This window comes from Cedecea selenatireducens (assembly GCF_042138895.1).
Taxonomy (GTDB): domain Bacteria; phylum Pseudomonadota; class Gammaproteobacteria; order Enterobacterales; family Enterobacteriaceae; genus Cedecea; species Cedecea selenatireducens.
In genome coordinates, this window is sequence record NZ_JBHIKW010000003.1 from 121,911 (window position 1) to 148,264 (window position 26,354).

Here is a 26,354-nt window from a genome sequence, read left to right on the forward strand (position 1 = left end):
CCCAGAACCGGTGAACGACTCGGGGAAATCACCGTCATTTCCCCGAGACCCCGGACTCCCGGCCAAATAAATCGACCGCTAAAGCGGCAGACCTCCGTTTTATCTCCCAGTCCTGGGTCGGCTGAGATGCGTTCCCGACGCTCTCAGCCTCCGGCCGTTCCCGACGTCCGGACCCTGGCCAGTCGGAGAGAAAACGGAGGCGATTTAAGCCGGAACCGTGCTTCGCTTTTAACCCGCAGCTACACACAAAGTCACAGTCGCTTCAAGACCCGCAGCCACGCCTTTGTTCCCGGCTCTCATCGCCCCCGGTTATGACCCAACTCAGGCGGGGTTGAGCTGCCGGGAGCAGCGAAAGAGAGCGATCGTCGGGAACGAATCGCGAACGACCCCGAATGTTTGGGTGATAACCGGTGGGTTTACCGCTTCAGCGGCGATGAGCTTGCCGGGCGCCGGGGCTGTTCGGGGGATGGCGTGATCCCCCGGACACGTTCACCGTGCGCTGAAAGTGCAGGGGAAACAAATGTACGAGTGAACGGAATCAGAACCACTCCTACATAACCACAGGAATTCGAGACTAATCTACCGCCCCAAACGAGAGCACAAAACTGAGGGCTCAAAGCCCATTCTTTATCGCTGCTCGCCCATCATCTCTTTCACCAGATCCACGCAGCGCAGGAAGCGTGAGTCATAGTCAGACTCCTCAACGTGAATAAAGTCGATGTTGTTCTCTTGGAGCATATCCACCAGCAGGTTCTGGAACGATTTTCTGTCTACGTCGCTGCCGAGGCTGCGTAAACCGTCCGCCACCCACGGCGTATTGTTTTCCAGCAGGATAACCAGATCGAAGCGGTATTCGTCGATCAGCGCCTGCACAAACGGGTGCTCGCGCCCCTCATACTTCTTGCAGAAGGCCTGAGTAGTCACAAAATCGGTGTCGATAAACGCCACTTTATTGGCGTATTTCACCGCAAAATCGACGTACTGCGCGTGGCCGATAGCAATTTTGTCATAGTCGGAATACTGCAGGGCCATTTCGTCCCCACCAAGGTGAGAGAAGACGTAGTCGCGGCCGTATTCCCAGGCGCTGGTGGTGTTGAAGATATTGGCGAGTTTATTCACCATCCATGACTTACCGCTCGACTCGCCGCCCAGTATCGCCACGGTGCGCACAAAGAACGGTTTTACCTCAGTAGGAATGTATTCCCAGTAGCGGAACGGGTTTTCGCGGATTTGCGTTCCGCTAATGTTCATAAAAGTGCGCTTAGGATCGACAACCACCGTTTCGATGCCGAGATGCTCGGTAAACTTTGCCGCATCCCCTTCTTCCGAGGTATAGATTCGATCAGGGGAAATCCCCTTGCTGTCCATAAACGCCTTGATACCTCGGCTCCAGACGTCCCATCCGTGTGGATAAGGCTCCATCCCCTCCTCGTTAAAGGAGTGAATGCGAATATTCTTCTGGTACTTAAAGGTTTGCAGCAGCCAGCGCAGACGATCGCCGGTGGTTGGCTGCTGGGACATCGCGCTATCGTCAAACAGGGCGCGGTCGCGGGGCTCATCATAGCCCATGATGATATGCAGCTCGTCCACCTGGCTACAGGCGCGCTGGATTAAGTAGATATGCCCGGTATGCAGGGGATAAAACTTGCCGAACACCACGCCGACTTTCTTTTCGCGGCGCGGGAATTCCAGCCCCAGAAAGCGGTGCAGCGCTTCCAGTTTCTGCGCGCTGGGGCTTTTGATTTTCGCGTTCAGTAACTGGCTCAGGTAGCCTTTAGTCATGCCGCTGGCATCCGCCACCTGCTGCAAGGTACACCCCTGCTGACGAATAGCCGTTTTAATATAGTCGAATGACGACACGCGCTGCCTCCTGCCGGAGCGGGAACGATTCCCGCAAGTTACTCAATTATAAGTCGTCGAATACAGAAAGCGCATCAGCAAGTTTTTTCACGCCGAAGACCTGCATCCCTTCAGGAATTTTTTTCGGTACGTTGGCCTGCGGCACAATCGCACGCTTGAAGCCGTGTTTTGCCGCTTCGGAAATACGTTCCTGGCCGCTGGGTACCGGGCGGATTTCGCCGGCCAGCCCGACTTCGCCAAACACCACTAAATCCTGCGGCAAGGCTCTGTCCCGTAAGCTGGAAACCATCGCCAGCAGCAGCGCCAGATCGGCGCTGGTTTCGGTAACTTTTACGCCACCGACCACGTTCACGAACACGTCCTGGTCGGCCATTTGCAGGCCACCGTGACGGTGCAGCACGGCCAGCAAAATCGCCAGACGGTTTTGCTCCAGGCCCACGGCCACGCGGCGAGGGTTGGACATCATAGACTGATCCACCAGCGCCTGAATCTCTACCAGCAGCGGGCGAGTTCCTTCCCAGACCACCATCACCGAGCTGCCCGGCGTCACTTCATCGCCGCGGCTCAGGAAGATGGCTGACGGGTTGCTCACTTCACGCAGGCCCTGCTCGGTCATCGCGAACACGCCCAATTCATTCACCGCGCCAAAGCGGTTTTTATGACTACGCAGAGTACGGAAGCGAGAATCGGCATCGCCGTCGAGCATTACCGAGCAGTCGATACAGTGCTCGAGAACCTTTGGCCCCGCCAGGGAGCCATCTTTGGTCACGTGCCCGACCATCACGATAGCCACACCTTTCGTCTTCGCAAAGCGCGTCAGGTAGGCTGCGGTTTCACGCACCTGGGCCACGCTGCCCGGCGAAGACTGCACGTCCGCCATATGCATCACCTGGATCGAGTCGATCACCATCAGCTTCGGCTGTTCTTCATCGGCGATCGCACAGATCTGTTCGATGCTGGTTTCCGACAGCATATTGAGGTTTTGCGTCGGCAGACCCAGGCGGTGCGCACGCATCGCCACCTGCTGGAGTGACTCCTCGCCGGTGACGTACAGGGTTTTCATTTGCTCGCTCAGCTTGCAAAGCGTCTGCAGCAGCAGCGTCGATTTCCCCGCACCCGGGTTGCCGCCGATTAAGATAGCGCTTCCCGGCACCACGCCGCCGCCCAGCACGCGGTCAAATTCTTTAAAACCGGTGGAAAAACGCGGCAGCTCTTCAAGGCTGATGTCTGAAAGCTTTTGAACACGGTTGACGCCGGCGCTCCCGGCGTAGCCGGAAAGACGCTCGTTGCGGGCAACCTGAGGAGAAGCGGCGATGCGCACTTCGGTAATGGTATTCCACGCGTGACAGGCGCTGCACTGCCCCTGCCAGCGCGGGTAATCCGCACCACACTCGTTACAAACAAATGCGCGTTTTGGAGCTTTCGCCACCTTTATACCTCTTGTTAGCGTTCTTCCTGAATCAGGCTGCCGGAAAGGATGCAGAACACACCCATCAGATCCGCGTGGCGGATGCTGACTTCGCTCTTCTCATTCACCTTCGGCTTAGCGTGATAGGCAATGCCCAGGCCTGCGGCATGGATCATCGGTAAGTCATTGGCCCCGTCGCCAACCGCTACGGTCTGCGCGGCGGGAATTTCATATTTTTCGGCCAGCCGCTTCAGGGTTACCGCTTTAAATTTAGCGTCCACAATCTGCCCCAGCACTTCGCCGGTCAGCTTGCCGTCGCAAATTTCAAGTTCGTTGGCAACCACCGTCGTCAGGTTCAGCGTATCGCGCAGGTATTCCGCAAAGAAGGTGAACCCGCCGGAAGCAATCGCCACTTTCCAGCCCAGGATATCCAGGTTTTGCACCAGAGATTTTAGCCCCGGCATCAGCGGCAGTTCATCACGAACCTGGCGCAGAATATTGGCATCGGCACCTTTGAGGGTCGCCACGCGCTGGCGCAGGCTGGCGGTAAAGTCCAGCTCGCCGCGCATTGCGCGTTCGGTGACTTCGGCCACCATTTCACCCGTTCCCGCCAGTTTGGCAATCTCGTCGATGCACTCGATCTGAATGGCGGTAGAGTCCATGTCCATGACCAGCAGGCCAGGCGTTTTTAAATGCGGGATTTTGCCCAGTGGCGCAACGTCGAGCCCGGCCTCATGCGCAAGTTTGGTCGCGCGCGGCGTTAAAGAGCCAGCCAGGCGAATAACCTGGTAATCTTCCACGCACCAGGCGGTCACAATCACCATCGCCGCGCCCAGCTTACGCTGGTATTTGTTCAGGCACTGCTTGTCCAGATTACGTCCGTACAGGAGCCAGCCGCTGCGGCCGGCGCGGTAGTCCAGCGGCATCACTTCGTCACCGCTCAGGGAAAGCGGCAACCCAGGCCAAAGTGAAACATCGTTAGGCAAATCGCACCAGGTCAAACTGTTTGGCATTGCGGCTCCAGAATCAAGTAAACATACCCTTGCGCCGTCGGAATCCGGGAAAATGGCAGAAAGGTATCCGGGTAAAAACAACGCATGAGGCTACCTTGTCCGCCTTGCTTCTGGCAACATTAAAGTACGCAATTTTCCAAAGGTGCATCATGGTTCGGGTAAAATTTAAATTTCGGCTCCACCGCGCAGTGATTGTGCTGTCCTGCCTCGCACTTTTAGTCGCGCTGATGCAGGGTGCCTCCTGGTTTAGCCGGGGCAGCCAGCAGGCGCGAAACGTTCAGATGGAAGAGCTGGCCCGTACCCTCTCCCGCCAGGTAGCGTTTAATCTGGTGCCGGTCATGAAAACCGAAAACCCTGATGAAAAACGCATCTCGACCGTACTTAACCTGCTGACCAGGGATAGCCGCGTGCTTGATGCCGCCGTGTATGACAGCGAAGGCGATCAAATTGCGCGTGCGGGGGAAAATATCGAGGTTCGCGACCGCCTGGCGCTGGATGGCCAAAAAGCCGGCAGCTACTTCAACCAGCAAATCGTCGAACCTATCGCGGATAAAAGCGGCCCCATCGGCTACCTGCGAATTACGCTGGATACGCATACTCTCGCCACCGAAGCCAAGCAGGTGGACAACACCACTAATATTCTGCGCCTGATGCTGCTGCTCGCGGTCGCGATCGGCATCGTTCTCACCCGCACGCTGCTGCACGGCAAGCGCACCCGCTGGCAGCAATCACCGTTCCTGCTGACCGCCAATAAGAAGGTAACGGAGGAAGACGAGTCTAAGTAAAGCTCCCACGGTAAATGCTCGGTGATGGCGTCATGCTAAGATGGCGCCATTCTTCTGGGAAAAGGATCTTTGCTATGTCGACTTTGCGTTTGCTTATATCTGACTCTTACGACCCGTGGTTTAACCTGGCCGTTGAAGAGACAATTTTTCGGCAGATGCCCGCCACTCAGCGGGTTCTGTTCCTGTGGCGTAATGCGGACACGGTGGTTATTGGCCGCGCCCAAAACCCCTGGAAAGAATGTAATACCGGGCGAATGGAGCAGGACAACGTTCGGCTGGCAAGACGCAGCAGCGGCGGCGGTGCGGTGTTCCACGATCTCGGCAATACCTGCTTCACTTTTATGGCCGGCAAGCCGGAATACGACAAGAGTATTTCCACGTCTATCGTGTTGAGCGCGTTGGAAAGCCTTGGCCTGAATGCCACCGCTTCCGGGCGTAACGATCTTGAGGTCGAAACCACTGAGGGAACGCGTAAAATTTCCGGATCGGCCTACCGCGAAACCATGGATCGCGGCTTCCACCACGGTACCCTGCTGCTGAATGCCGACCTTAGCCGCCTGGCAAACTACCTCAATCCCGATCCGAAAAAACTGCAGGCTAAGGGCATTACCTCGGTGAGAGGCCGCGTCGCAAACCTCAGCGATATCAAGCCGGGACTGACCCACGAGCAGATAGCCGAGGCGATAACGGAGGCTTTCTTCGCCCACTATGGCGAACGCGTTAAAGCAGAGCATATCTCGCCCGAAGCGCTGCCTGACCTGCCGGGTTTTGCCGATACTTTTGCCCGCCAGAGCAGCTGGGAATGGAACTTTGGCCAGGCGCCAGCCTTTACGCATCTGCTGGATAACCGCTTTAGCTGGGGCGGCGTCGAACTCCATTTTGACGTTGAGAAAGGGCATATCACCCGCGCCCAGGTGTTCACCGATAGCCTTAATCCTGCCCCGCTTGAAGCGCTGGCAGCCCGGCTAAAAGGCTGCCTGTATCGCAGTATTTTACTGCAGCAGGAGTGCGAAACGCTGATCTACAGCTTCCCGGAACAGGAAGCCGAACTGAAAGAGCTTTCGGCGTGGATTGCCCAGGCGGTTCGTTAAGCGAGACGTTTAAGCCGCTCGCTTAACTGGCCTACTTGCCCGGCCATTCCTGCCGCTATTTGCCGGAATGGCTCGCTTATTTTCAAATTAAGGCTTAGCTCACGCCAGTAACGCTGTGCCCACGGCTGCATCTCCAGCCATATTTCGCCGGGAACTTCGGCATCAATATTAATTTCAATGCCGCCCTCCCGCATATTGCCCGAACTGCCCGGCGCCCAGGCCATAGGCAGCATATCGTAGACCGGCGTTAGCTCGAGCGGACGGTCGGACAAAAAGAAGGAGAGATTCCCGGCATGCATATCGCTGTTACCTGTCAGCCGGCCAAAAGCCCAAATTCGCTGCACCTGCCGAAGCGTGGCGGCCTCAACCATACCCTCTTCTTTTAGACGTGCGACGGCCTTAGGCCAGCTAAGTACGCCCGCGGCATATTCACTTTGCACGCTTTCAAGAGACACGATGCTACGTCGTCCGAAAGTACCGGCACAGTCAAAGCGTTCAACCTCAAGGAAGACCTGCCCGCTTTCAGCCGAGAGCAGGTCACACCGGGCGGCAGGGATACCCATTTGATTTAATAGCGCTAAAGCACTGCACTCGGAGGTCAGTAAATCTACCCAGCGGCGCTGGTTATCGTTTCGTATGGGCGAGGTGAACTTGACGATGACATGCCGTGGCCCGCAAAGCGTTTCACTGTAGCAGGAGAATTTAGGCTGCTCTCCTCCGGCAGTTGAACCTACAATTTCGCCGTCTATTGCCCGGTGAGCAAGCTCAGCGTAAGCCTCAAGGCGCTCATCGAGAGCAATAGGCTTGAGACCGACTGTTTGTGTCCAGCGGCGGTAGCTCTCTTCGCCGACCAGCCATCCGCCCAGGTTTTCCAGCCGCTGCGCAGAGAGGGCAAAAAGCACGTCTTCTTCCCGCCACAGCCGGATATCCTCGGGCAGATCGCTATTTTTAGCCAGCTCGCGTCCCCAGGCTCGCCCCAAAAAACCCTGCGGGCGGAGATCGTTGAGATACCACGGCAAACCGTCAAACCATCGGCTATCCCCGTTGTTATGCACAACCAGGCAGCTTCCCCTCGGCCACACAGGATAAAGCACGCCAAAGTCCCACGCTTTACCGGCGTCATCAATCTGCCACAGCTGAAATTCCCGATGCTGCCTTACCGGATGCCTCAGTCCATAAAGCGTCGCTCGGGCCTGGCCAAACTTTATGACGTCCGGCTCAAGTAAAACCCGGCGAGAGAAGGTCGCCTGACTGATACCCAGCCGTTGGGCCAGCGCCCTGCCAGGAAGTGGACCGGTAAGAAGGAGGTCGGTTAGCTCGCTCATATGAATAGATTCATGAATAGATACTTGAATTGATTTATAGCCAAAATACCCTGTCTGGTAAAGGCTATTCGCTAAAGATGAGAAATAAAATGAATAGATACCAGACATAAAAAAGGCGCCCTCAGGCGCCTTTGAAACGAGAAGAAAAACTTACTCTTTGTCGCCCAGCAGGACGGATTCCAGAGCAATTTTGATCATGTCGTTGAAGGTGGTCTGACGCTCAGCGGCGGTGGTCTGCTCGTGAGTACGGATGTGGTCAGACACGGTACAGATGGTCAGCGCTTTAGCACCGAACTCTGCGGCAACGCCGTAAATACCGGCCGCTTCCATTTCCACGCCCAGGATACCGTATTTTTCCATCACGTCGAACATGGACGGATCTGGCGTGTAGAACAGGTCTGCAGAGAAGATGTTGCCCACGCGAGCGTCAACGCCCAGCGCTTTAGCCGCGTCAACCGCGTTACGAACCATATCGAAGTCCGCGATAGCCGCGAAGTCGTGATCCTTGAAGCGCAGACGGTTTACTTTGGAGTCAGTACACGCGCCCATGCCGATAACCACGTCGCGCAGCTTAACGTCTGCACGTACCGCGCCGCAGGAGCCTACGCGAATGATTTTCTTCACGCCGAAGTCGGTGATCAGCTCTTTAGCGTAGATAGAGCAGGATGGAATGCCCATGCCGTGGCCCATCACGGAGATCTTACGGCCTTTGTAAGTCCCGGTGAAACCGAGCATGCCGCGCACGTTGTTCACTTCACGCACGTCTTCCAGGAAGGTTTCCGCGATGTGCTTAGCGCGCAGCGGGTCGCCCGGCATCAGTACTACGTCAGCGAAATCGCCCATTTCCGCATTAATGTGTGGCGTAGCCATTGTGTATTCCTTGATTTAAAAAGTTAGCAATCAGGCGGGCAAACGCCCGCCCAAAGGGATCACAGCATGTTTTTGCCGTAGTCCATGTCGGAAAGACCGAAGTACTTCGCTACCGTCTGGCCGATGTCCGCGAAGGTTTCGCGATGCCCCAGAGAACCGGCTTTCACTTTCGGGCCGTAGATCAGCACCGGAATGTGTTCGCGAGTGTGGTCGGTACCTTGCCAGGTCGGGTCACAGCCGTGGTCCGCGGTGAGGATCAGAATATCGTCCTCTTTCAGCAGCGACATCAGCTCTGGCAAACGACGATCGAACAGCTCAAGGCCGCCCGCGTAGCCTGCCACATCGCGACGGTGGCCCCAGGAGGAGTCGAAGTCAACGAAGTTGGTGAAAACGATAGTCTCGTCACCGGCTTCTTTCATCTCTTTGATGGTCGCGTCAAACAGCGCGTCCAGGCCGGTTGCCTTCACTTTTTTGGTGATACCGCAGTTGGCGTAGATGTCCGCAATTTTACCCACGGAAACCACCTGGCCCTGCTTCTCATCAACCAATTTCTGCAGCACGGTTGCGGCAGGCGGCTCAACGGCTAAATCGTGACGGTTGCCGGTACGCTGGAAGTTGCCAGCTTTATCGCCAACAAACGGACGAGCGATAACGCGGCCAATGTTGTAGCCGCCTTCGGTCAGCTCTTCACGCGCGATTTCGCACAGCTCATAAAGCTTATCCAGGCCGTAGGTTTCTTCGTGGCAGGCAATCTGGAACACGGAGTCAGCGGAGGTGTAGAAAATCGGTTTCCCGGTTTTCATGTGCTCTTCGCCCAGTTCGTCCAGAATCACGGTCCCGGAAGAGTGGCAGTTACCGAGGTAGCCCGGCAGATTGGCACGCTTGACCAGTTTGTCCAGCAGCTCCTGCGGGAAGCTGTTTTCGTGGTCGCTGAAGTAGCCCCAGTCAAACAGCACCGGCACGCCGGCGATTTCCCAGTGGCCAGACGGGGTGTCTTTGCCGGAGGAAAGCTCATGTGCCCAGGCGTACGCACCGATAACTTCTGCGTTAGGGTCCATGCCTGCGGCAACTTTCCCGGTAGAGCCCTCGTGGGCTTTAACCAGGCCAAGACGAGTCAGGTTAGGCAGGGTCAGAGGCCCTTTACGGCCTTTGTCAGCTTCGCCTTTGGCGCAAGCTTCCGCGATGTGACCGAAAGTATCAGAGCCGACATCTCCGAAGCGCTCAGCGTCTTCGGTAGCACCGATGCCGAACGAGTCCAGCACCATAATAAACGCACGTTTCATATTATTCTCCGTACCTTGTGCTCTATAAAATAGGGATCAGATCAGTATACCGTTATTCGGTGATTCGACGATAGACCGTTGGTGTTTCCAGCGGTGCTTTTTCGTCAATCCTGATTGCCGCTTTCACCGCCTTCGCCGCTTCCTGCCAGCTGGCTTCGTCTTTCGCATGGATAACGGCCAGCGGGCGCTCAGCGTCGATAGATTCACCCAGACGGGCCATATCGGTAAAGCCGACGCTGTAATCGATAGTATCGGAAGCCTGACGACGACCGCCGCCCATCGACACCACCGCCATACCCAGCGCGCGGGTATCCATCGCCGAGACAAAACCGGACGCTTCGGCATATACCGCCTTGCTCAGCATCGCCGTTGGCAGGTACTTCGCATAGTTTTCAACGAAGTCGCTCGGGCCTTTCTGCGCGGCAACCATCCGGCCAAACACCTCAGCCGCTTTACCGTTATCCAGCACGGACTGAAGCTTCGCGCGAGCTTCCGTATCGTCTTTGGCAAGCTTGCCGGAAATTAGCATTTCCACGCACAGCGCCATCGTGACGTCGAACAGACGCGGGTTGCGGTATTCACCGGTCAGGAACTGCACCGCTTCACGGACTTCCACGGCGTTACCCGCGCTGGAAGCCAGCACCTGATTCATGTCCGTCAGCAAGGCGGTAGTCTTCACGCCAGCGCCGTTGGCAACGCCAACGATAGCTTCGGCCAGCTGCTCTGAAAGCTCGTAGGTCGGCATAAATGCGCCGCTGCCTACCTTCACATCCATCACCAGCGCATCCAACCCTTCGGCCAGTTTCTTCGCCAGGATTGAAGCGGTAATAAGAGGAATAGAGTCCACCGTCGCGGTAATGTCACGGGTAGCATAGAAACGTTTGTCCGCCGGTGCCAGAGAGCTGGTCTGGCCGATGATGGCCACGCCGACGTCCTTAATAATGTCGCGGAAGCGGTTATCGTCCGGGAAGATATCAAAACCCGGAATCGCCTCCAGCTTATCCAGCGTCCCGCCGGTGTGTCCCAGGCCGCGGCCTGAAATCATAGGTACATAACCGCCACAGGCTGCCACCATAGGGCCAAGCATCAGCGAGGTCACGTCACCCACGCCGCCGGTGGAGTGTTTATCCACAATCGGGCCGTTGAGATTAAGGCTTTTCCAGTCCAGCACGGTACCGGAATCCCGCATCGCCATCGTCAGCGAGACCCTTTCCGGCATGGTCATGTCGTGGAAGAAAATGGTCATCGCCAGAGCAGCAATTTGCCCTTCAGAGACGGTGTTGTCGCGAATACCGTTGATAAAGAAACGAATCTCTTCGTCGCTCAGTACCAGGCCATCACGTTTTTTACGAATAATTTCTTGTGCGAGAAACACGGCAACCCCCTGGGAAATGCGGGTAAGGAGCGGCGGAAAACCCGCCGCAATTAAAGATTACTCTAGATAATTCGAGTCGCAGGAAGGCAGCAAAAGAGCTCATCCCCAGGAGCTTACTGAAGTAAGTGACTGGGGTGAGGGAGTGCAGCTTACGCACCTGCGGCTTGAAGTATGACGAGCAATTAGTAGCTGCTGGCGCTTTTACCGTCCCCGTGGCCCAGCGCTTTCAGCAGGCTGGCCAACAGGCTGGAAGCCCCGAAGCGGTAGTGGCGGGAGTCGGCCCAGTCGGCACCGAACAGATCGTCAGCGATAGCCAGGAACTGCGCGGCATCTTCAGCGGAGCGAACGCCACCGGCTGGTTTGAAGCCCACGTTTTTTTCCACGCCCATATCGCGGATCACTTCCATCATGATGCGGGCGCTTTCAGGGGTCGCGTTAACCGGCACTTTACCGGTAGAGGTTTTGATGAAGTCTGCGCCCGCTTTAATGGCGATAGCAGAAGCTTTGCGGATCAGTTCTTCGGTTTTCAGCTCGCCGGTTTCGATGATCACTTTCAGCAGCACGTTAGCGCTGGCACAGGCGTCTTTACACGCTTTCACCAGGTCAAAGCCAACCTGCTCATTACCGGCAATCAGCGCACGGTAAGGGAAAACTACGTCCACTTCGTCAGCGCCGTAGGCGATAGCGGCGCGGGTTTCTGCCAGCGCGATGTCGATATCGTCGTTACCGTGCGGGAAGTTAGTCACGGTCGCAATGCGGATGTCCGGCGTGCCCTGCTCTTTGAGGGTCTTGCGGGCGATTGGGATAAAGCGCGGGTAGATACAAATCGCAGCTGTGTTACCGACTGGGGTTTTTGCCTGATGGCACAGAGCGATGACTTTCTCGTTAGTGTCATCGTCGTTCAGGGTAGTCAGATCCATCAGTTTCAGCGCACGCAGGCTGCTTTGGGTTAAATCGGTCATAACGCTCTCCAACAAAAGGTAAAAAAGTCTCCGGCCCGGAAACTCAACACGTTGGAGCGGACTTGGTTCCTTGAAGAAGAGTGGTCACCTCGGTCACCCTCACGTTGAGATCCTTCTCACCGCACATTGCCGGTTGCAATGTTAGAATTCTAACACCCACTACCGATGCAATTTTGTGTCTCGCCTCACAAAAGCCAAAGAGTGAATTGCAAGCTTTCAGAGAGTATATGTGATTAAAGAAACAAAATAACGCGCTAAATTGCGCCTGGTCGCAAGAAAATGGCCGGCAGGGCGCCAGCCATTGGTTACCGCGCAATGTTATTATTATAACATTTTTATTGCACCTTACAGCGCCAGGAAAAGCCCGGCGATGGTGGCGCTCATCAGGTTAGACAGCGTCCCCGCCGCCACGGCCTTCATGCCCAGCTGGGCCACATCATGCCGACGGGCTGGTGCCATGCTGCCCAGGCCGCCAATCAGGATGGCGATAGAAGAAAGGTTAGCAAATCCACATAGCGCGAAGGAGATAATCGCCTTGGTGTGACCAGAAAGTACCTGCAGGCCCGCCGCCGCAACCTCGGCGTCATCTTTCAGGTAAGCGCCAAAGTTCAGGTAGGCGACAAACTCGTTGATGATAAGCTTCTGACCGATAAACGATCCAGCCACGTTGGCTTCGCTCCACGGCACGCCAATCAGCCAGGCCACCGGAGAGAACACCCAGCCGAGCATCAGCTCCAGAGAAAGCTGTGGATAATTGAACCAGCCGCCAATCCCGGAAAGCATCCCGTTCAGCAGGGCAATCAGCGCAACAAACGCCAGCAGCATCGCCCCCACGTTCAGCGCCAGCTGCATCCCGGAGGCTGCGCCAGACGCCGCCGCGTCCAGCACGTTAGCCGGGCGATCCGGATCGTTTTTCATCGACTCCAGCTCCGGCGTGTCGTTCGGAGTTTCCGTCTCAGGCAGCATGATCTTGGCAAACAGCAGCCCGCCCGGCGCGGCCATAAAGGACGCGGCGATCAGGTATTCCAGCGGCACGCCCATTTGCGCATAACCCGCCAGCACGGAGCCTGCAACAGAGGCCAGGCCCCCGCACATCACGGCAAACAGTTCAGAGCGGGTCATGGTGGCGATATAAGGACGTACCACCAGCGGCGCTTCGGTTTGGCCGACGAAAATGTTCGCCGTCGCCGACAGCGATTCGGTCCGGGACGTTTTCAGTACCTTGCGCAGGCCGCCGCCAAGCACGCGGATCACCAGCTGCATTACGCCCAGGTAGTAAAGCACGGCGATAAGCGAGGAGAAGAAGACGATGATCGGCAGGACGCGCAGCGCGAAAATAAAGCCGCCGCCGCCGAAGACTTCAAACATTTTGTCAGAAACCAGCCCGCCAAACAGGAAGGAAATCCCTGAATTGCCGTAGGCGATGACGTTAGCCACCCCTTCTGACATCGCGAGCAGAACTTTACGCCCGACGGGTACGTAAAGGATCAGCGCCCCGATGCCGATTTGAATCAGCCACGCGCCAATGACGGTACGCAGGTTGATCGCTTTACGGTTGCTGGACAGTAAAACGGCGATCAGCATCAGCGAGGCCATGCCGACCAATCCCATGAGTATTTGCATACAGTATCCCTGTGTATCAACTGGAAGATTCGGGCTTTGCCAGCCCGCTTTTTAGCGCGCGGATTATAACCACAGGGGGGTGAAAAGTGCGGGAGCAATCACGTACAGGAGGAAATATATAGAAACATTTACACAGCAAGGTGACTAACATCACGCTTTCAGGCAGCTAATTAGAAAGCGAATAATTCGTCTGCGTTTTTTTTCAAGGCGTTAGCGATGATTTCAGGCGGCTCCGGTCGGAGTTCACACAAGGATTCGAAGACTTTTGCCACACGTTCGGGGCGGTTTGGCTGCCCCTGCCAGCCGTTAAGTGGCATATCAGGCGCGTCCGTTTCCAGCAGCAGCGATGAAAGCGGCAGGCGGGCCATCACATCCCGGGTTTTGCTGGCTCGCGGATAGGTGATAGTGCCGCCTACCCCGATGCGGTACCCCATCGCTATGAAGCGCTCAGCTTGCTGCAGACTACCGGCAAAACCGTGAACCACGCCGGTTCTCGGTAAATTGTGGCGTTTCAGGTGCAGCGCCAGCTTGTCATGGGTACGGCGAGAATGTAGCAGCACAGGGAGATCGTAGCGCTTCGCCAGCTTTAGCTGCTCGTCGAGGATAAATTCCTGTCTGTCGAACTGCGGATCCTCGCGATAAAGATCCAGCCCAATTTCGCCGATCGCGATCAGCTTCTCCGGTTTTTGCCGCAGACGATCCTCCAGCGCCGCCAGCCCGACTTCATCATGTTTTTCAATCACTATCGGATGCAGGCCGATAGCGGCATAAAGCGCCGGGTAGTTCTGCGCCAGCGCAAGTACGCGATCGAAACGCCCTGCTTCAACTGCGGGCACAATGATTTTACGAACCCCGGCCTCGGCGGCAAGCTCGAGGCTGTGGGCTTCATCACCGGTAAACGGGGGGAAATCAAAGTGGCAATGGGTGTCGTAGAACGTAAAACTCACGCAAGATCCTCATTATCAAACGCGGCATCATTTGCCTGCAGGCCTGAGCCAATCGGTTTGACCAGGGATTCGTTTGCCGCCGCCGCCGGAGGAATGACCAATGGCCCCGGCGTATTCACACGCGGCAAATGCCGCCTTAACGGTGGCTTCGCGACCAGCAGCTTGCCGATGGTTGCGAGGAAATAACGCCCGCACAGGCGGCCCGTTTGGTAATCTGCCGTCAGCGAGGGCAGGCGGCTTCCGAGCGCGCTACTCAGCAGCGCCTTCGGCGGGTAAATCTCAAAAATTCGCAGCTTGCCGGGCGGTTTCTCAATAAAACTCTGGATATCACGATAGCTCTCTTCGTGATGCTGCACCAGATTCAAAAGCGGCTGCAGGCTGCTGTCACCGAGCCAGCGTTCCATGCGTTTGAACCACTGCGGCGTGTAGTACATCTGTGAAGGCACGGTGCGAATGACCACCAGCGTGTCAGCCCCGCGATTAGCGGCTTCCCGCACCGGCACCGCATCGCTTATGCCCCCGTCCTGATAGCTGACGCCGTCAATCTCCACGCCAGCGCGATAAAAGCCCGGAATAGCGCTTGAGGCTTTCAGTAAATTTAGCCACGTATCCGCATTCGGTGAAAAGTAATTCGCCGCATAGTCATCGCTGCGGCAGGCGCACATAAAGAACTCTTTTCCTTGCTCAAAAAGCGGGTCCGCGCTGGACATCGAAAGCGGTAGCCTCGTGGAGGTGGACTCTATCAGCCAGTCGAGGTCGATCAGGTGCCCTCCACGCGCAAAGCGTAGCGGGTTAAAGAAATCCCTGGTCGTGGTAAAACGCGTAATCACGCGGCGCGCATACCCCGGCTGGTTACAGACATAGGCAGAAAGGTTCTGTGCACCGGCAGAGGTGCCAAAGAACAGATCAAAGGGGTTGAATTCCGCGCGCATAAATTCGTCCAGAACCCCGGCCGTAAAGATCCCGCGCTGCCCGCCCCCTTCACAAATCAGAGCGAGTTTTCCAGGACGAAAAGGTTTGATCGCCAGCGGCGCAATATTGCCGAGCGTAACGGGTATACGATGTCCCACCCTGCTTTCCTGAATTTCTGTTGTTGTGAGTTTCTACCCTATACCCATAGCGCGCTAAGTAAAACGGCGAAAGCCAGTCACGAGGACTGGCTTAAGGTTGCCGACAAAGAGGGAAAAAGCGTGATTTTTCCCTCTTTGTGGTGAGCAGCCGAAAATCAATGAATTGATTTCCCTGTTTTTTTTAACGAGCCGTCTGGTATTTCTTTTCTAACGACAGAGCGTTGTCGCCAGTATAAAGCCAGTCACGAGGACTGGCTTTTCTTTTGTATCGGTATGTTACTTAATGAGCGTCGCTAAGGACGTTTGCGTCCCATAAACAGGCTGACCAGGAACAGAATGATACCGACTATAAAGACGATTTTTGCAGCACCTGCAGCGGTACCAGCCAGACCACCGAAGCCCAGGGCCGCAGCGATCAACGCAATAACCAGAAAAATAATGCCCCAACGAAACATAGACTCTCCTTAACCATAGTGAATCTTATCGCTTCTTCACGGGCGCCGGATGGCTAACCCGCAGGCGATAATGTGTAATGGTGGTACTTATCGTCTCCCGGGCTAACCGGGGAAGACGTTTCGGGTGCTGCCGTTACTTCACTTTCAGATCGTTTTTAACGCTTTTCACGCCTTCAACCGATTTGGCAATGCTTTCAGCCTTCTCGGACTGGGCGCTGGACTTCACTTCACCGGACAGCTGAACCACCCCATCGGTGGTTTCCACTTTTACGTGACGGGAAGGCACAATGCTGTCGGCCAGTAATTTCGCTTTGATCTCGCTGGTCGTTGCCGCATCACCGGCATAGCCTTTCACCGACTGCTCTTTAGCGTCACGGACATGAAGTTTGTCGCTAACCGAGGTCACACCTTCCACTTTTTTCGCCGTGGCAACGGCCTGCTCGGCCTGAGCCTGGCTCTCAACAAAACCGCTCAGGGTGACCACTTTGCTTTCGGTTTTCACCGAAATGTCGGTGCTTTTAATATTTTTGTCGTCTACAAGTGCTGCTTTAACTTTCGCTGTGATGCCGCTGTCGTCCATGAAATTACCGACTTTAGTCATAGAGCTATCGATTTTTTTCCCTGCGCTATCGGCGGTAGACTCCGTTTTATTGAGCATAGTGTCTTCGGCAAAGGCACTGGTGCTTGCCAGTACTGAGCCCAACACAACCGCCAGCAGAGTTTTTGAAATCTTAGTCGTAGTCATCGATTAATTCCTGTAGGTTTGCTCATCATTTGAGCTTTCTCGTTTCCCGTAAGCCGAAAAAAATCAGCTGTTAATATTGAGATGACCGGGGAAACGCTAACAAGACACCAGGAAATGATTAATTCCCGGAGCTTTCGTCCAATAAAATTGTCATCGCTTTGTTAAATATAGATCACAATCTTAAAACTGCATGGCGAAGTGATGGAAAAAGCAGCGATAACGCAGGATTAGCGTGAAATTAAGAGGATTCCGCAAGGGATTCAAAAGACAGGGAAAGTGAAAAGAACGCGGCGAACGCCGCGTTCTGTCAGGCAATTAGTGCTCGCGGGTTTTACGGAAGGTAACGTCAGGATAACGTTCCTGAGTAATGTTCAGGTTCACCATCGTTGGCGCGATGTAGGTCAGGTTATCCCCGCCATCCAGCGCCAGCTGAATTTCGTTTTTACGTTTGAATTCTTCAAACTTCTTCACGTCATTCCCTTCAACCCAACGCGCCGTCGCCACGTTCACCGATTCGTAAATCGCTTCCACGTTATATTCGCTTTTCAGGCGAGCAACGACCACGTCGAACTGCAGAACCCCGACCGCACCAACGATAAGATCGTTGTTGGCAATAGGACGGAACACCTGCACCGCACCTTCTTCAGAAAGCTGAACCAGGCCTTTAAGCAGCTGCTTCTGCTTGAGCGGATCGCGCAGGCGAATGCGGCGGAACAGCTCTGGGGCGAAGTTCGGAATACCGGTGAACTTCATCATCTCACCCTGGGTGAAGGTGTCGCCTATCTGAATCGTGCCGTGGTTATGCAGGCCGATGATGTCGCCAGGGTAAGCCTCTTCCACGTGGGAACGGTCACCGGCCATAAAGGTCAGCGCGTCAGAAATAATGACGTCTTTACCAATACGTACCTGGCGCAGCTTCATGCCTTTTTCATATTTGCCGGAAACGACGCGCATAAAGGCCACGCGGTCACGGTGTTTCGGGTCCATGTTGGCCTGAATCTTAAAGACAAAGCCGGTGAACTTCTCGTCATCAGCTTCAACCAGACGCGTGTCGGTTTTACGCGGCATGGGCGCCGGAGCCCAGTCCACCAGGCCATCCAGCATATGGTCTACGCCGAAGTTACCCAGCGCAGTCCCGAAGAACACAGGCGTTATCTCACCGGCCAGGAACAGCTCGTGATCGAATTCGTTAGAAGCACCCAGCACCAGCTCCAGTTCGTCACGCAGCTGCAGAGCGAGATCTTCACCCACGGCAGCATCGAGTTCCGGGTTATTCAACCCTTTCACGATGCGTACTTCCTGAATGGTGTGGCCTTTACCGGTTTGGTAGAGGTAGGTTTCATCTTTATAAAGATGATAAACCCCTTTGAACAGCTTGCCGCAGCCAATTGGCCAGGTGATTGGCGCACAGCCAATCTTCAGCTCGCGCTCAACCTCATCCAGCACTTCCATCGGGTCGCGGATGTCACGGTCGAGCTTGTTCATAAAGGTGATGATCGGCGTATCGCGCAGGCGGGTCACTTCCATCAGCTTGCGGGTACGATCTTCTACACCTTTCGCGGCGTCGATAACCATCAGGCAGCAGTCAACGGCGGTCAGGGTACGGTAGGTATCTTCGGAGAAGTCCTCGTGCCCTGGGGTATCCAGCAGGTTAACCAGGCTGTCGCGGTACGGGAACTGCATCACCGAAGTGGTGATCGAGATCCCACGCTGTTTTTCCATCTCCATCCAGTCGGATTTAGCGTGCTGGCTTGAGCCACGGCCTTTTACCGTCCCGGCGGTCTGAATCGCCTGTCCAAACAGCAGAACCTTTTCGGTGATGGTCGTTTTACCGGCATCCGGGTGGGAGATAATGGCAAAAGTGCGGCGTTTCGCCACCTCTTGCAAATAAGGAGACAAAGTCATAATTACATCTTCTTTAAGTGCGCACGGCCTTGAGCCACGCGCCGAGTGAACGTTATTTGGCGGCTATTTTACCCATCATTGCGGGTTTAACAATCAACAATCATGGCTTACACAGCAGTTGCTCCAGTTCACTTAACGAGGTGACCTGCCAGGTCGGTTCTATCCCTTCCGGCGCGGTGCGTCCGTGGGCGTTAAGCCAGCAGGTTGCTATCCCGGCGTTAATGCCGCCAAGAATGTCGGATTCCGCGGTGTCGCCCACCATTAATACGCGGTCACGCGAAGGCTGATTCATCTGCTCAAAGGTATAGTCGAAAATACGGCGATCGGGTTTTGCCACGCCCACCTGCTCGGAAATAACCAGCAGGTCGAAATAGTCTCGCAGGCCGGTACGCTCCAGGCGGATTTGCTGCAGCGCGGTGAAGCCGTTGGTGATAATGCCGAGTTTAGCCTTACCCTTCAGCGCATTAAGCAAAGAAACGGCCCCCGGCAGCGGGGAGCAAATTTCCGCCATCGCGGATAAAAAGGCGGTGTTAAGTTCAGCCGACGGAACACTAAGCCGCTCGGCCCAGTCCTCAAAACGCCTGAGCTGAAGCTGAAGCGCGGTAATCGCGCCGTTCTGGTAATCCACCCACAGCGGCTTGTTCACCGCCTGGTATTCCTGGAAATCATCTGCGGTAAAGGTCACGCTATAGTCGAGAAACATCCGCTGTAAACCGCCAAACGCGTCAAAAGTAAACAGCGTTTCGTCCGCATCAAATAAAATCCAGTCCCAGTTCATCCACACACCTTTTCAATATTAACCGAGGGGAAGCGCCATCACGATTGCGTCTTCCCGACCTTCTTTTGCAGGATAATAGTTACGACGCACCGTCGCTTCGTTAAAGCCCAGACTTTCGTACAGCGTTCTTGCCGCAACGTTGGAGGCACGTACCTCCAGCCACAGCGTAAAGACATCCCGCTTCTCAAGCTCCTCGATAAGGTACTCAAGCAGCGCTTTTCCAAGCCCCTGCCGCTGGTATGCCGGATCGACCGCGATGTTAAACAACGTGGCTTCGTCGAGAATGACCTGCGTCACCGCAAAAGCGGCAAGCTTGCCGTCAACGTCCAGCCGTAAATTGAAGTAGCGTTCGCCCTGATTACTGGCAAACGTTTTTTCACTCCAGGGAAAAGCATGACTGCGTAGCTCGATGGCGTACGCCGCCGCTAAATCATTCGGCGTCAGGGAAGATATCGTGTTCATGTTCGCAAATTTGTTGCCACAGCGCCTGTCGCGCGTTGCCATTGTGATAAAGCTCATCCAGCACGGGGGAAGTCAGCTGCGCGCCGTCCAGCGTCAGCGGCTGCTCCACGCCCAGACGCCAGCTATTGCAGCGGCTGTCGGGCGGCATCATCGCAACGCGCTCTGGGGTCAGCTGCATCACTTGCTCAGGGCTTAACGCCATGCTGCGTAAAATGTCCTTCACCAGCGGATCGTTCAGCGCCGGCAGCGCCTCGGCGACCATCACCAAACGCACGCCAGCAGGCAAAGAAACCGCAATTTCACCCTGCAAAGCCGTCGGACGGCGCAGCACCCACTGGGTAATACCCAGCTGCTGTAACTGCCAGTCGCGTCGGGAAGGGGAAGTCATAGCGAAACCTATCTGGAGCGTAATTAGGGCGGCAAATATAGCAAATTCATCGAATCCACGCCATTAAAGCTCTATAATCCACGCTCTGATTTTCCAGGAGCAATTTGATGAGTGCGTTTACCCCGGCGAGTGAAGTACTGCTGCGCCACAGCGATGATTTTACCGAGAGCCGTGTGTTGTTTGCCGGTGACATGCAAGACGACCTGCCGGCGCGTTTCGACACCGCCGCCAGCCGCGCCCACACCCAGCAATTCCACCACTGGCAGGTACTCAGCGCGCAGATGGGTGAGAACGCACAGTACGGCCTCGTGGCCGGTGCGGACATCGTTGCTGACAGCAATACGCTGATTTATTACTGGCCGAAGAACAAGCCAGAAGCCCAGTTCCAGCTGATGAACATTCTGTCGCTGATGCCGATTGGCACCGACGTTTTCGTCGTGGGCGAAAACCGTTCCGGCGTGCGCAGCGCCGAGCAGATGCTGGCTGACATTTGCCCGCTGACCAAAATCGACAGCGCTCGCCGCTGTGGCCTGTACCACGGCCGCCTTGAGCAGCAGCCAACGTTTGATGAAGACGGCTGGTGGGGCGAATATCCACATGACGCGATGACGGTGAAAACCCTGCCGGGTGTCTTCAGCCGTGACGGCCTGGATACCGGCAGCAAGCTGCTGCTTTCCACGCTGACGCCGCACACCAAAGGCAAAGTGCTGGACGTAGGTTGCGGCGCGGGCGTACTGGCCATCACCCTGGCCAGCCACTCGCCAAAAGTTCGCCTCACGCTGAGCGACGTCAGCGCGCCTGCAGTAGCTGCCAGCCGTGCAACCCTTGCGGCAAACGGCATTGAAGGCGAAGTCATCGCCAGTAACGTTTACTCGGAGATCAACGGTCGTTTCGACATGATTATCTCCAACCCGCCGTTCCACGACGGTATGCAAACCAGCCTTGATGCGGCTCACCAGCTTATTCGCGGTGCAGCACGCCATCTGAACATGGGCGGCGAGCTGCGCATCGTGGCGAACGCCTTCCTGGCCTACCCTAACGTGCTGGACGAAGTGTTTGGCAGCCATGAAGTTATTGCCCAAACCGGCCGCTTCAAGGTCTACCGTGCCGTTCTGACCCGCGCGGGCAAAAAACGCTAAACACGCTTCGTGTGCCGCTTTTTGCATCAGTCAGAAAAGCGGCACCAAATTAAGTGTTGACGAAGCTCAGAAAACATCTAGAATGCGCCTCCGTGGTTGTGATACTTCGGTATGACAGGTATGCGAAGGTGGCGGAATTGGTAGACGCGCTAGCTTCAGGTGTTAGTGTTCTTACGGACGTGAGGGTTCAAGTCCCTCTCTTCGCACCAACACAACCACGAAAGATATCGTTCGCACTGCGCGAAGGTGGCGGAATTGGTAGACGCGCTAGCTTCAGGTGTTAGTGTTCTTACGGACGTGAGGGTTCAAGTCCCTCTCTTCGCACCAATGCGAAGGCGATATCAAATTCTTCAGGTGCAAATCTGAAAACTGTGCGAAGGTGGCGGAATTGGTAGACGCGCTAGCTTCAGGTGTTAGTGTCCTTACGGACGTGAGGGTTCAAGTCCCTCTCTTCGCACCACTTCTTACGAAGTGACCCTCTTTTTTATCCCCCTATTGTTTATCTCATCGTTCCCAAATTCATCACAATCAGCAGCAATCCGCTGGCAAATGCTACGCATGATGGCAGTAAAACAAAGTGCCGTAACGTCTTGTGATACAGCATCAGCGCCGTTGCCAACAGCCCGACGACCACCAGCACTCGCCACTGGCTGAAAGACAGATCCATACAGGCAAGCAGCGCGACGGCAAGGCCCGCCACCATTACACTCCAGCCACCTTCGAGTCGTCGTTGCAGCATCTTCGCGCCTCAATCATGATAATGATAACCAATATCATATGATAAAATTTCTCAATTGTCAGCGTGAAAACGCGCGAGAGCTATCGCTGAAATAGCCAGGGTTGACGCGTCATTTAATGACAGATTTTCAGTAAGGTGATAGATTGACCGCCGGCTTTAGTTTGCCTCATAAAAATTCCAATAGTTGCCAGAAAAGCAAATAACCCGCTTTTCATTGATACGACACACACAACACCTGACGCACTTACCCAAGACATAACCGTTCTATGACAGCCCAAACCTGGCGAGCCTTACTCAAAGCAAAGCACCAGCTTTCTTTACGTTTATTTTTGCTGCTCAACGCCCTGGCAGCCGCTTTTGCTATGCTCTTCCCGATCCATTCGGCCATGCGCGTAACGCTGCCCGCTATCACCATTCTTCTCGCCAGCCTGGCGCTGTTGGCCTGGCAGGTTATCAATAAAAAGCGATTGATTAACCTGAATATTGTCTCGTTATCTCTCGGATTATTATGGGCGCTGCACATTTTTATTAAGCACGAGGCTATCGGCTATCTGGATACTTCATTTCTGGTTATCAGCCTGATGTCGGTGCTCTTTATTGGCGCCATTTCGTTTATTAATAATATCGTGGCCTTCCTGCTACAAAGCCTGCCCGTCGCGCTGGTGGTGCTTTGGCTGGGGGATGTCGATCAGTGGTTACGGGTGCTCTACTCTATTGCGCTGCCCGCCATCGGCATCACCATTCAGCATATTATTCAAAAGCGTAACGAGCGTTTTACCCAGCGGCTGATGAATAAGCTTCTCGAAGAGAAAGAGACGCTGAACGACCTCAGCATGCTCGATCCTTTAACCGGACTGTATAACCGCCGTGGCTTTCAAAACCGCCTCGAACATATTCAGTCCTCCGGCAGCGGCAGCCATTACGTTTTGCTGCTGGATATCGACTACTTCAAGTCCTACAACGATCACTACGGCCATGCGATGGGCGATCAGGCGCTGATCCGCGTGTCGGCCGCCATCCGCGATGCCGTGCGTTCAAGAGATATCGTCACGCGCTACGGCGGCGAAGAGTTCATGGTGATGCTCACCAACATCGACGGCGAGCGCGCGCTGCAGTCTGCCGAAAGGATCCGCCAGCGCGTTTTCGATCTGGAGATTCCCCATATGTTTAATAACCAGGTCGCGACCAACGTCACCGTCAGTATCGGCCTGGCGCCCTTTACCGGAGGCAGCATTGATGACGCTCTGAGCCAGGCGGACAAGGCGCTGTATCAGGCAAAAAATCGCGGACGAAACAGCATTCTGACCAACGAAATGGCCACCGCAGGTTAGCCTTTTCCTCAGAAATAATGTGGTTGCGTACCGGCAGCATATTGTTCATATTTCAGACAATAAAAACATGCCGCTTACGGCAATACTTTGTATCTCTGAGGAATAATAATGGCTAACGTTTTTCCTGCGCTCGTCGTACTTCCCGTACTTCTTCTCACCGCCTGTGCCAACAATAACGCCGGCAGACTGCAGGTCAAAGGCCAGCCGCTGACCAGCGATCCAGCCTATGTTTTGCAGCACCTTATCCCGATGCTGCCTATCACCAGCGGCTGCCGGGACAAACCAAAATCCGTCTCCGTAGCCCTGGTCAGTAAATCGGATGATATCCGCACTAATGCCGCCGGAACGGCGCTGATTTCAGGTTCAGCGAAAGAAGCCTGGAAGTTTGACGCCTGCGGCCGCACGATCCCAATGTACGTGACCTACGCTTTCTTCCCTGACGGCAAAACGGCTTACAAATTCGCCGCAAAATAGCCTGCCGATAAGCCGCGCCAGATCGCAAAAGCCGCCTTCAATTTGCGATGGCGGCGAAATCATCTTGCCAGAGGAAGCCAGCATAGTTAGGATTGCTAATCATTATCATTTAGATTACTTCTTGACGAGAGTATGGCGCTTCAATCCCTTCAGCTCAGCGACGACAGCGGGTGCCTGGTTCTCCCCTGGTCTCCGGCGGCGCGTCCGCTGGCCGATTCTCTGCGGGAACATTTCGCCACCCACCGGCCTTACTTCAACGACATCATCAAATTAAACGAGCCCGTGCCTGCCTCAGCGATGACGCTAAGCGAGTGGCGAAAACCTGCCGTGCTGACTTCACTGATGGCGGCCTACGGCGACCATATTTATCGTAACCAGCCTCAGCTTTCCCGCGAGCAAAAGCCGCTGAAGTCCCTGTGGGCGCAGTGGTACATTGGCCTGCTGGTGCCGCCGATGATGATGGCCTTGCTGACCCAACCTAAAGCGCTGAACATTGCTCCCCAACACATGCGCGTGGAGTTCCATGCCACGGGGCGAGCCAAATGCTTCTGGATTAACGTGGAAGAAGACAGCCAGGCAAACGAGCTACCGCTACGCCTGCGCCTGGAGCATTTCATTACCCACGGCCTGATTCCCGTTGTAGCGGCGTTAGAAGCTAGCGAAGACATCAACGCCCGGCTTATCTGGAGCAACACCGGCTACCTGGTGAACTGGTTCTTCGGCGAGCTGAAACCGCTGCTGGATGAGCAGAGCCTGGCAGCGCTGGTGAATGCCTGTTTCTTTGAAAAGCAGCTCTCATGCGGCAGGGAAAACCCGCTTTACCGCACCGTGATCCCACGTGATGGCGTTTTGGTTCGCCGCACCTGCTGCCAGCGCTACAAGCTGCCCGACGTCCAACGCTGTGGCGACTGTACTCTGAAATAGCAAACGGCGGGTTTCCCCGCCGTTCGTTCTCTCTAGCTAAGCTATTAAGCCAGCTGTTGGTTTCCTTCCTCGTTCGCTCTTTGCGCCTCTTCTTTCTCCTGTTCCAGCAGCTGCTTCTCGTACACTTTGAAGAACGGGAAGTAGATAATCGACGAGACGCAGGCCAGCAGAATCACCAGAATCGCCGCACGGAAGTCCCAGCCCAGCGCCCAGGCAGCGCCAATTGGCGCAGGTGCCGTCCACGGCACAACGGAAATTACGCGGCCAATCAGATCCAGCTTCATCGCGCCCCAGGCCAGCACGGCGTTAACCATTGGCGCCAGCAGGAACGGAATGAAGAACACCGGGTTCATCACAATCGGTGTCCCGAAGATAACCGGCTCGTTAATGTTAAAGCAGGTTGGCACGATGCTAAGCCGGCCAATAGAGCGCAGGTGAGCAGATTTACTGCGCAGATAGCAGACAACCAGGCCCATCGTCGCCCCGGAACCACCGACCACGATAAAGAAGGTCCAGAACGCTTCCATAAAGATATGCGGCAGCGGTGCACCGGCGGCCAGTGCGCCCTGGTTCAGGCCCAGGTTAGTCAGCCAGAACATCTGCAGCATCCCGGAGACAATCGCCGCCCCGTGGATTCCCGCGAACCACAGCAGGTGGGCAATCAGCACCGCCAGCAGAATCGCAGGCAGGGAATCCGCAGCCGACACCAGCGGTTTAAACAGCGCCATAATGGCCTGAGGGATCAGCATATCGAACTGGGACTGGATAAACAGGCTCAGCGGATACAGCGTCAGCACAACCACCAGCACCGGGATCAGCAGGTCAAAAGAGTTTTTGATCATCGGCGGCACCTGGTCCGGCAGCTTAATGCCGATGTTGTGTGCCTTCAGGAAACGCATCATCTCTACGCAGTAAATCGCCACCAGAATCGCGGTGAAGATCCCGGTACCGCCGAGGCTATCCACCGGCAGCGTCCCTTTGGTTTTCGGGGCTGCAACCACAAGGAAGGCCATCAGCGACAGCATGGCGCACATGAAGGGATCAAGCCCGTGCGATTTGACGTAATGTTTGCCCAGGTTGTAGGCAATCGCCGCACAAATGTAGATAGACATAATGCCCATCGTCATATCAAACGGCGTCAGGATTTGCCCCTCGAACTGCTTCGCCAAATCGAGCCAGGCGCGAGCAAAACCCCAGGTTGTGGTGGGCGAAAACGGCGGATAAGCAAAGACCAGCAGGAACGATCCGACAATCATGAACGGCATCGCGGAAATAAAGCCGTCGCGAATGGCCATGACGTGACGCTGTGAGGAAATACGCCCGGCAACAGGGCTGACGTAGTTTTCAACAAAGCGGAAAATTAAATTAAATGCAGCGTGGTTGGAAGACATATTGGCTCTCC

At 55.3% G+C, this 26,354-nt stretch carries 25 protein-coding genes and 3 tRNA genes; 9 read left to right on the forward strand and 19 right to left on the reverse strand.

Annotated features, from left to right (window positions below):
* Positions 1-627 precede the first annotated feature (627 nt).
* The 3 genes from nadR to serB are packed head-to-tail and all read right to left on the reverse strand — an operon-like array spanning position 628 to position 4,281.
* The gene (gene nadR, locus ACE38U_RS05945) at positions 628-1,860 is read right to left on the reverse strand and encodes a multifunctional transcriptional regulator/nicotinamide-nucleotide adenylyltransferase/ribosylnicotinamide kinase NadR (protein WP_038475755.1); all 1,233 of its coding nucleotides are present in this window, start codon (positions 1,858-1,860) and stop codon (positions 628-630) included.
* Positions 1,861-1,906: 46 nt separating this feature from the next.
* Positions 1,907-3,289: a DNA repair protein RadA gene (gene radA, locus ACE38U_RS05950; protein ID WP_176982815.1), complete on the reverse strand. Its 1,383-nt coding sequence runs from the start codon at positions 3,287-3,289 to the stop codon at positions 1,907-1,909.
* Between the two features lie 14 nt (positions 3,290-3,303).
* The gene (gene serB / locus ACE38U_RS05955) at positions 3,304-4,281 is read right to left on the reverse strand and encodes a phosphoserine phosphatase (RefSeq protein WP_038475761.1); all 978 of its coding nucleotides are present in this window, start codon (positions 4,279-4,281) and stop codon (positions 3,304-3,306) included.
* 149 nt (positions 4,282-4,430) lie between these two features.
* Between serB and ACE38U_RS05960 the strand changes: the two genes are divergently transcribed.
* Together ACE38U_RS05960 and lplA are read left to right on the forward strand one after the other, a co-directional pair.
* Positions 4,431-5,066 carry a YtjB family periplasmic protein gene (locus ACE38U_RS05960; protein WP_038475764.1) on the forward strand — a complete coding sequence of 212 codons (636 nt, stop codon included), beginning with the start codon at positions 4,431-4,433 and terminating at the stop codon, positions 5,064-5,066.
* 74 nt (positions 5,067-5,140) lie between these two features.
* Entirely contained in the window at positions 5,141-6,157 is a 1,017-nt protein-coding gene (lplA, locus tag ACE38U_RS05965; RefSeq protein ID WP_375529339.1) for a lipoate--protein ligase, read from the forward strand.
* Here lplA and yjjJ read toward each other — a convergent pair.
* The 14 genes from yjjJ to ACE38U_RS06035 form a co-directional block, all read right to left on the reverse strand.
* Positions 6,154-7,482: a type II toxin-antitoxin system HipA family toxin YjjJ gene (yjjJ, locus tag ACE38U_RS05970; RefSeq protein ID WP_176982816.1), complete on the reverse strand. Its 1,329-nt coding sequence runs from the start codon at positions 7,480-7,482 to the stop codon at positions 6,154-6,156. The two genes, lplA and yjjJ, sit on opposite strands and share 4 nt — an antisense overlap.
* A 150-nt stretch (positions 7,483-7,632) precedes the next feature.
* Entirely contained in the window at positions 7,633-8,352 is a 720-nt protein-coding gene (gene deoD, locus ACE38U_RS05975; protein WP_008460099.1) for a purine-nucleoside phosphorylase, read from the reverse strand.
* A 59-nt stretch (positions 8,353-8,411) separates the two neighbouring features.
* A complete protein-coding gene (deoB, locus tag ACE38U_RS05980; RefSeq protein WP_038475778.1) occupies positions 8,412-9,635 on the reverse strand; it encodes a phosphopentomutase in 1,224 nt (407 codons plus the stop codon).
* Between the two features lie 52 nt (positions 9,636-9,687).
* Positions 9,688-11,010, reverse strand: coding sequence for a thymidine phosphorylase (gene deoA / locus ACE38U_RS05985; protein WP_038475781.1), 1,323 nt, complete (start codon positions 11,008-11,010; stop codon positions 9,688-9,690).
* 182 nt (positions 11,011-11,192) lie between these two features.
* The gene (gene deoC, locus ACE38U_RS05990) at positions 11,193-11,972 is read right to left on the reverse strand and encodes a deoxyribose-phosphate aldolase (RefSeq protein WP_176982818.1); all 780 of its coding nucleotides are present in this window, start codon (positions 11,970-11,972) and stop codon (positions 11,193-11,195) included.
* 345 nt (positions 11,973-12,317) lie between these two features.
* Positions 12,318-13,595 carry a NupC/NupG family nucleoside CNT transporter gene (locus ACE38U_RS05995; protein ID WP_038475786.1) on the reverse strand — a complete coding sequence of 426 codons (1,278 nt, stop codon included), beginning with the start codon at positions 13,593-13,595 and terminating at the stop codon, positions 12,318-12,320.
* A gap of 170 nt (positions 13,596-13,765) precedes the next feature.
* Entirely contained in the window at positions 13,766-14,542 is a 777-nt protein-coding gene (locus ACE38U_RS06000; protein WP_176982819.1) for a TatD family hydrolase, read from the reverse strand.
* Positions 14,539-15,612, reverse strand: coding sequence for a patatin-like phospholipase family protein (locus ACE38U_RS06005; protein WP_375529340.1), 1,074 nt, complete (start codon positions 15,610-15,612; stop codon positions 14,539-14,541). Before ACE38U_RS06005 ends, ACE38U_RS06000 begins: the two co-directional genes overlap by 4 nt.
* A gap of 293 nt (positions 15,613-15,905) precedes the next feature.
* Positions 15,906-16,067: a DUF1328 domain-containing protein gene (locus tag ACE38U_RS06010; RefSeq protein WP_032299797.1), complete on the reverse strand. Its 162-nt coding sequence runs from the start codon at positions 16,065-16,067 to the stop codon at positions 15,906-15,908.
* 133 nt (positions 16,068-16,200) lie between these two features.
* Positions 16,201-16,812, reverse strand: a complete 612-nt coding sequence (osmY, locus tag ACE38U_RS06015) for a molecular chaperone OsmY (protein ID WP_176982821.1) — start codon at positions 16,810-16,812, stop codon at positions 16,201-16,203.
* 315 nt (positions 16,813-17,127) lie between these two features.
* The gene (gene prfC, locus ACE38U_RS06020; RefSeq protein ID WP_038475798.1) at positions 17,128-18,717 is read right to left on the reverse strand and encodes a peptide chain release factor 3; all 1,590 of its coding nucleotides are present in this window, start codon (positions 18,715-18,717) and stop codon (positions 17,128-17,130) included.
* A gap of 100 nt (positions 18,718-18,817) precedes the next feature.
* Positions 18,818-19,495: a pyrimidine 5'-nucleotidase gene (yjjG, locus tag ACE38U_RS06025; protein ID WP_038475801.1), complete on the reverse strand. Its 678-nt coding sequence runs from the start codon at positions 19,493-19,495 to the stop codon at positions 18,818-18,820.
* Positions 19,496-19,513: 18 nt separating this feature from the next.
* Positions 19,514-19,957: a ribosomal protein S18-alanine N-acetyltransferase gene (rimI, locus tag ACE38U_RS06030; protein WP_038475804.1), complete on the reverse strand. Its 444-nt coding sequence runs from the start codon at positions 19,955-19,957 to the stop codon at positions 19,514-19,516.
* A complete protein-coding gene (locus ACE38U_RS06035; protein WP_038475807.1) occupies positions 19,926-20,345 on the reverse strand; it encodes a DNA polymerase III subunit psi in 420 nt (139 codons plus the stop codon). The genes rimI and ACE38U_RS06035 overlap by 32 nt, the downstream gene beginning before the upstream one ends.
* 107 nt (positions 20,346-20,452) lie before the next feature.
* On the opposite strand from ACE38U_RS06035, the gene rsmC reads away from it, so the two are divergent.
* The 4 genes from rsmC (at position 20,453) to ACE38U_RS06055 (ending at position 21,944) form a co-directional block, all read left to right on the forward strand.
* Positions 20,453-21,484: a 16S rRNA (guanine(1207)-N(2))-methyltransferase RsmC gene (gene rsmC, locus ACE38U_RS06040; RefSeq protein ID WP_375529341.1), complete on the forward strand. Its 1,032-nt coding sequence runs from the start codon at positions 20,453-20,455 to the stop codon at positions 21,482-21,484.
* Between the two features lie 122 nt (positions 21,485-21,606).
* Positions 21,607-21,693 (forward strand) — tRNA-Leu (locus tag ACE38U_RS06045).
* A gap of 31 nt (positions 21,694-21,724) precedes the next feature.
* Positions 21,725-21,811, forward strand: a tRNA-Leu gene (locus tag ACE38U_RS06050).
* Positions 21,812-21,857: 46 nt separating this feature from the next.
* Positions 21,858-21,944 (forward strand) — tRNA-Leu (locus ACE38U_RS06055).
* A gap of 39 nt (positions 21,945-21,983) precedes the next feature.
* Here ACE38U_RS06055 and ACE38U_RS06060 read toward each other — a convergent pair.
* Positions 21,984-22,223 carry a DUF1435 domain-containing protein gene (locus tag ACE38U_RS06060; protein ID WP_038475813.1) on the reverse strand — a complete coding sequence of 80 codons (240 nt, stop codon included), beginning with the start codon at positions 22,221-22,223 and terminating at the stop codon, positions 21,984-21,986.
* 266 nt (positions 22,224-22,489) lie between these two features.
* Here ACE38U_RS06060 and ACE38U_RS06065 point away from each other — a divergent pair, with 266 nt between their 5' ends.
* The 3 genes from ACE38U_RS06065 to fhuF all read left to right on the forward strand — a co-directional run bounded on the left by ACE38U_RS06065 (position 22,490) and on the right by fhuF (position 24,952).
* Positions 22,490-23,554 (forward strand): GGDEF domain-containing protein, encoded by a 1,065-nt coding sequence (locus ACE38U_RS06065; RefSeq protein WP_375529342.1) that lies wholly within the window; start codon positions 22,490-22,492, stop codon positions 23,552-23,554.
* Positions 23,555-23,662: 108 nt separating this feature from the next.
* A complete protein-coding gene (locus tag ACE38U_RS06070) occupies positions 23,663-24,028 on the forward strand; it encodes a hypothetical protein (protein ID WP_375529343.1) in 366 nt (121 codons plus the stop codon).
* 132 nt (positions 24,029-24,160) lie between these two features.
* Positions 24,161-24,952, forward strand: coding sequence for a siderophore-iron reductase FhuF (fhuF, locus tag ACE38U_RS06075; protein ID WP_375529344.1), 792 nt, complete (start codon positions 24,161-24,163; stop codon positions 24,950-24,952).
* A 44-nt stretch (positions 24,953-24,996) separates the two neighbouring features.
* Here the strand turns inward: fhuF and ACE38U_RS06080 are convergent, their stop codons facing one another.
* The gene (locus tag ACE38U_RS06080; protein ID WP_375529345.1) at positions 24,997-26,343 is read right to left on the reverse strand and encodes a PTS sugar transporter subunit IIC; all 1,347 of its coding nucleotides are present in this window, start codon (positions 26,341-26,343) and stop codon (positions 24,997-24,999) included.
* Positions 26,344-26,354 lie beyond the last annotated feature (11 nt).

Coding starts and splice junctions, on each gene's coding strand:
- serB (WP_038475761.1), bottom strand. CDS start 4,281: ATGCCAAACAGTTTGACCTGGTGCGATTTGCCTAACGATGTTTCACTT.
- ACE38U_RS05960 (WP_038475764.1), top strand. CDS start 4,431: ATGGTTCGGGTAAAATTTAAATTTCGGCTCCACCGCGCAGTGATTGTG.
- lplA (WP_375529339.1), top strand. CDS start 5,141: ATGTCGACTTTGCGTTTGCTTATATCTGACTCTTACGACCCGTGGTTT.
- yjjJ (WP_176982816.1), bottom strand. CDS start 7,482: ATGAGCGAGCTAACCGACCTCCTTCTTACCGGTCCACTTCCTGGCAGG.
- deoD (WP_008460099.1), bottom strand. CDS start 8,352: ATGGCTACGCCACACATTAATGCGGAAATGGGCGATTTCGCTGACGTA.
- deoB (WP_038475778.1), bottom strand. CDS start 9,635: ATGAAACGTGCGTTTATTATGGTGCTGGACTCGTTCGGCATCGGTGCT.
- deoC (WP_176982818.1), bottom strand. CDS start 11,972: ATGACCGATTTAACCCAAAGCAGCCTGCGTGCGCTGAAACTGATGGAT.
- ACE38U_RS05995 (WP_038475786.1), bottom strand. CDS start 13,595: ATGCAAATACTCATGGGATTGGTCGGCATGGCCTCGCTGATGCTGATC.
- ACE38U_RS06010 (WP_032299797.1), bottom strand. CDS start 16,067: ATGTTTCGTTGGGGCATTATTTTTCTGGTTATTGCGTTGATCGCTGCG.
- osmY (WP_176982821.1), bottom strand. CDS start 16,812: ATGACTACGACTAAGATTTCAAAAACTCTGCTGGCGGTTGTGTTGGGC.
- prfC (WP_038475798.1), bottom strand. CDS start 18,717: ATGACTTTGTCTCCTTATTTGCAAGAGGTGGCGAAACGCCGCACTTTT.
- yjjG (WP_038475801.1), bottom strand. CDS start 19,495: ATGAACTGGGACTGGATTTTATTTGATGCGGACGAAACGCTGTTTACT.
- rimI (WP_038475804.1), bottom strand. CDS start 19,957: ATGAACACGATATCTTCCCTGACGCCGAATGATTTAGCGGCGGCGTAC.
- ACE38U_RS06035 (WP_038475807.1), bottom strand. CDS start 20,345: ATGACTTCCCCTTCCCGACGCGACTGGCAGTTACAGCAGCTGGGTATT.
- rsmC (WP_375529341.1), top strand. CDS start 20,453: ATGAGTGCGTTTACCCCGGCGAGTGAAGTACTGCTGCGCCACAGCGAT.
- ACE38U_RS06060 (WP_038475813.1), bottom strand. CDS start 22,223: ATGCTGCAACGACGACTCGAAGGTGGCTGGAGTGTAATGGTGGCGGGC.
- ACE38U_RS06065 (WP_375529342.1), top strand. CDS start 22,490: ATGACAGCCCAAACCTGGCGAGCCTTACTCAAAGCAAAGCACCAGCTT.
- ACE38U_RS06070 (WP_375529343.1), top strand. CDS start 23,663: ATGGCTAACGTTTTTCCTGCGCTCGTCGTACTTCCCGTACTTCTTCTC.
- fhuF (WP_375529344.1), top strand. CDS start 24,161: ATGGCGCTTCAATCCCTTCAGCTCAGCGACGACAGCGGGTGCCTGGTT.
- ACE38U_RS06080 (WP_375529345.1), bottom strand. CDS start 26,343: ATGTCTTCCAACCACGCTGCATTTAATTTAATTTTCCGCTTTGTTGAA.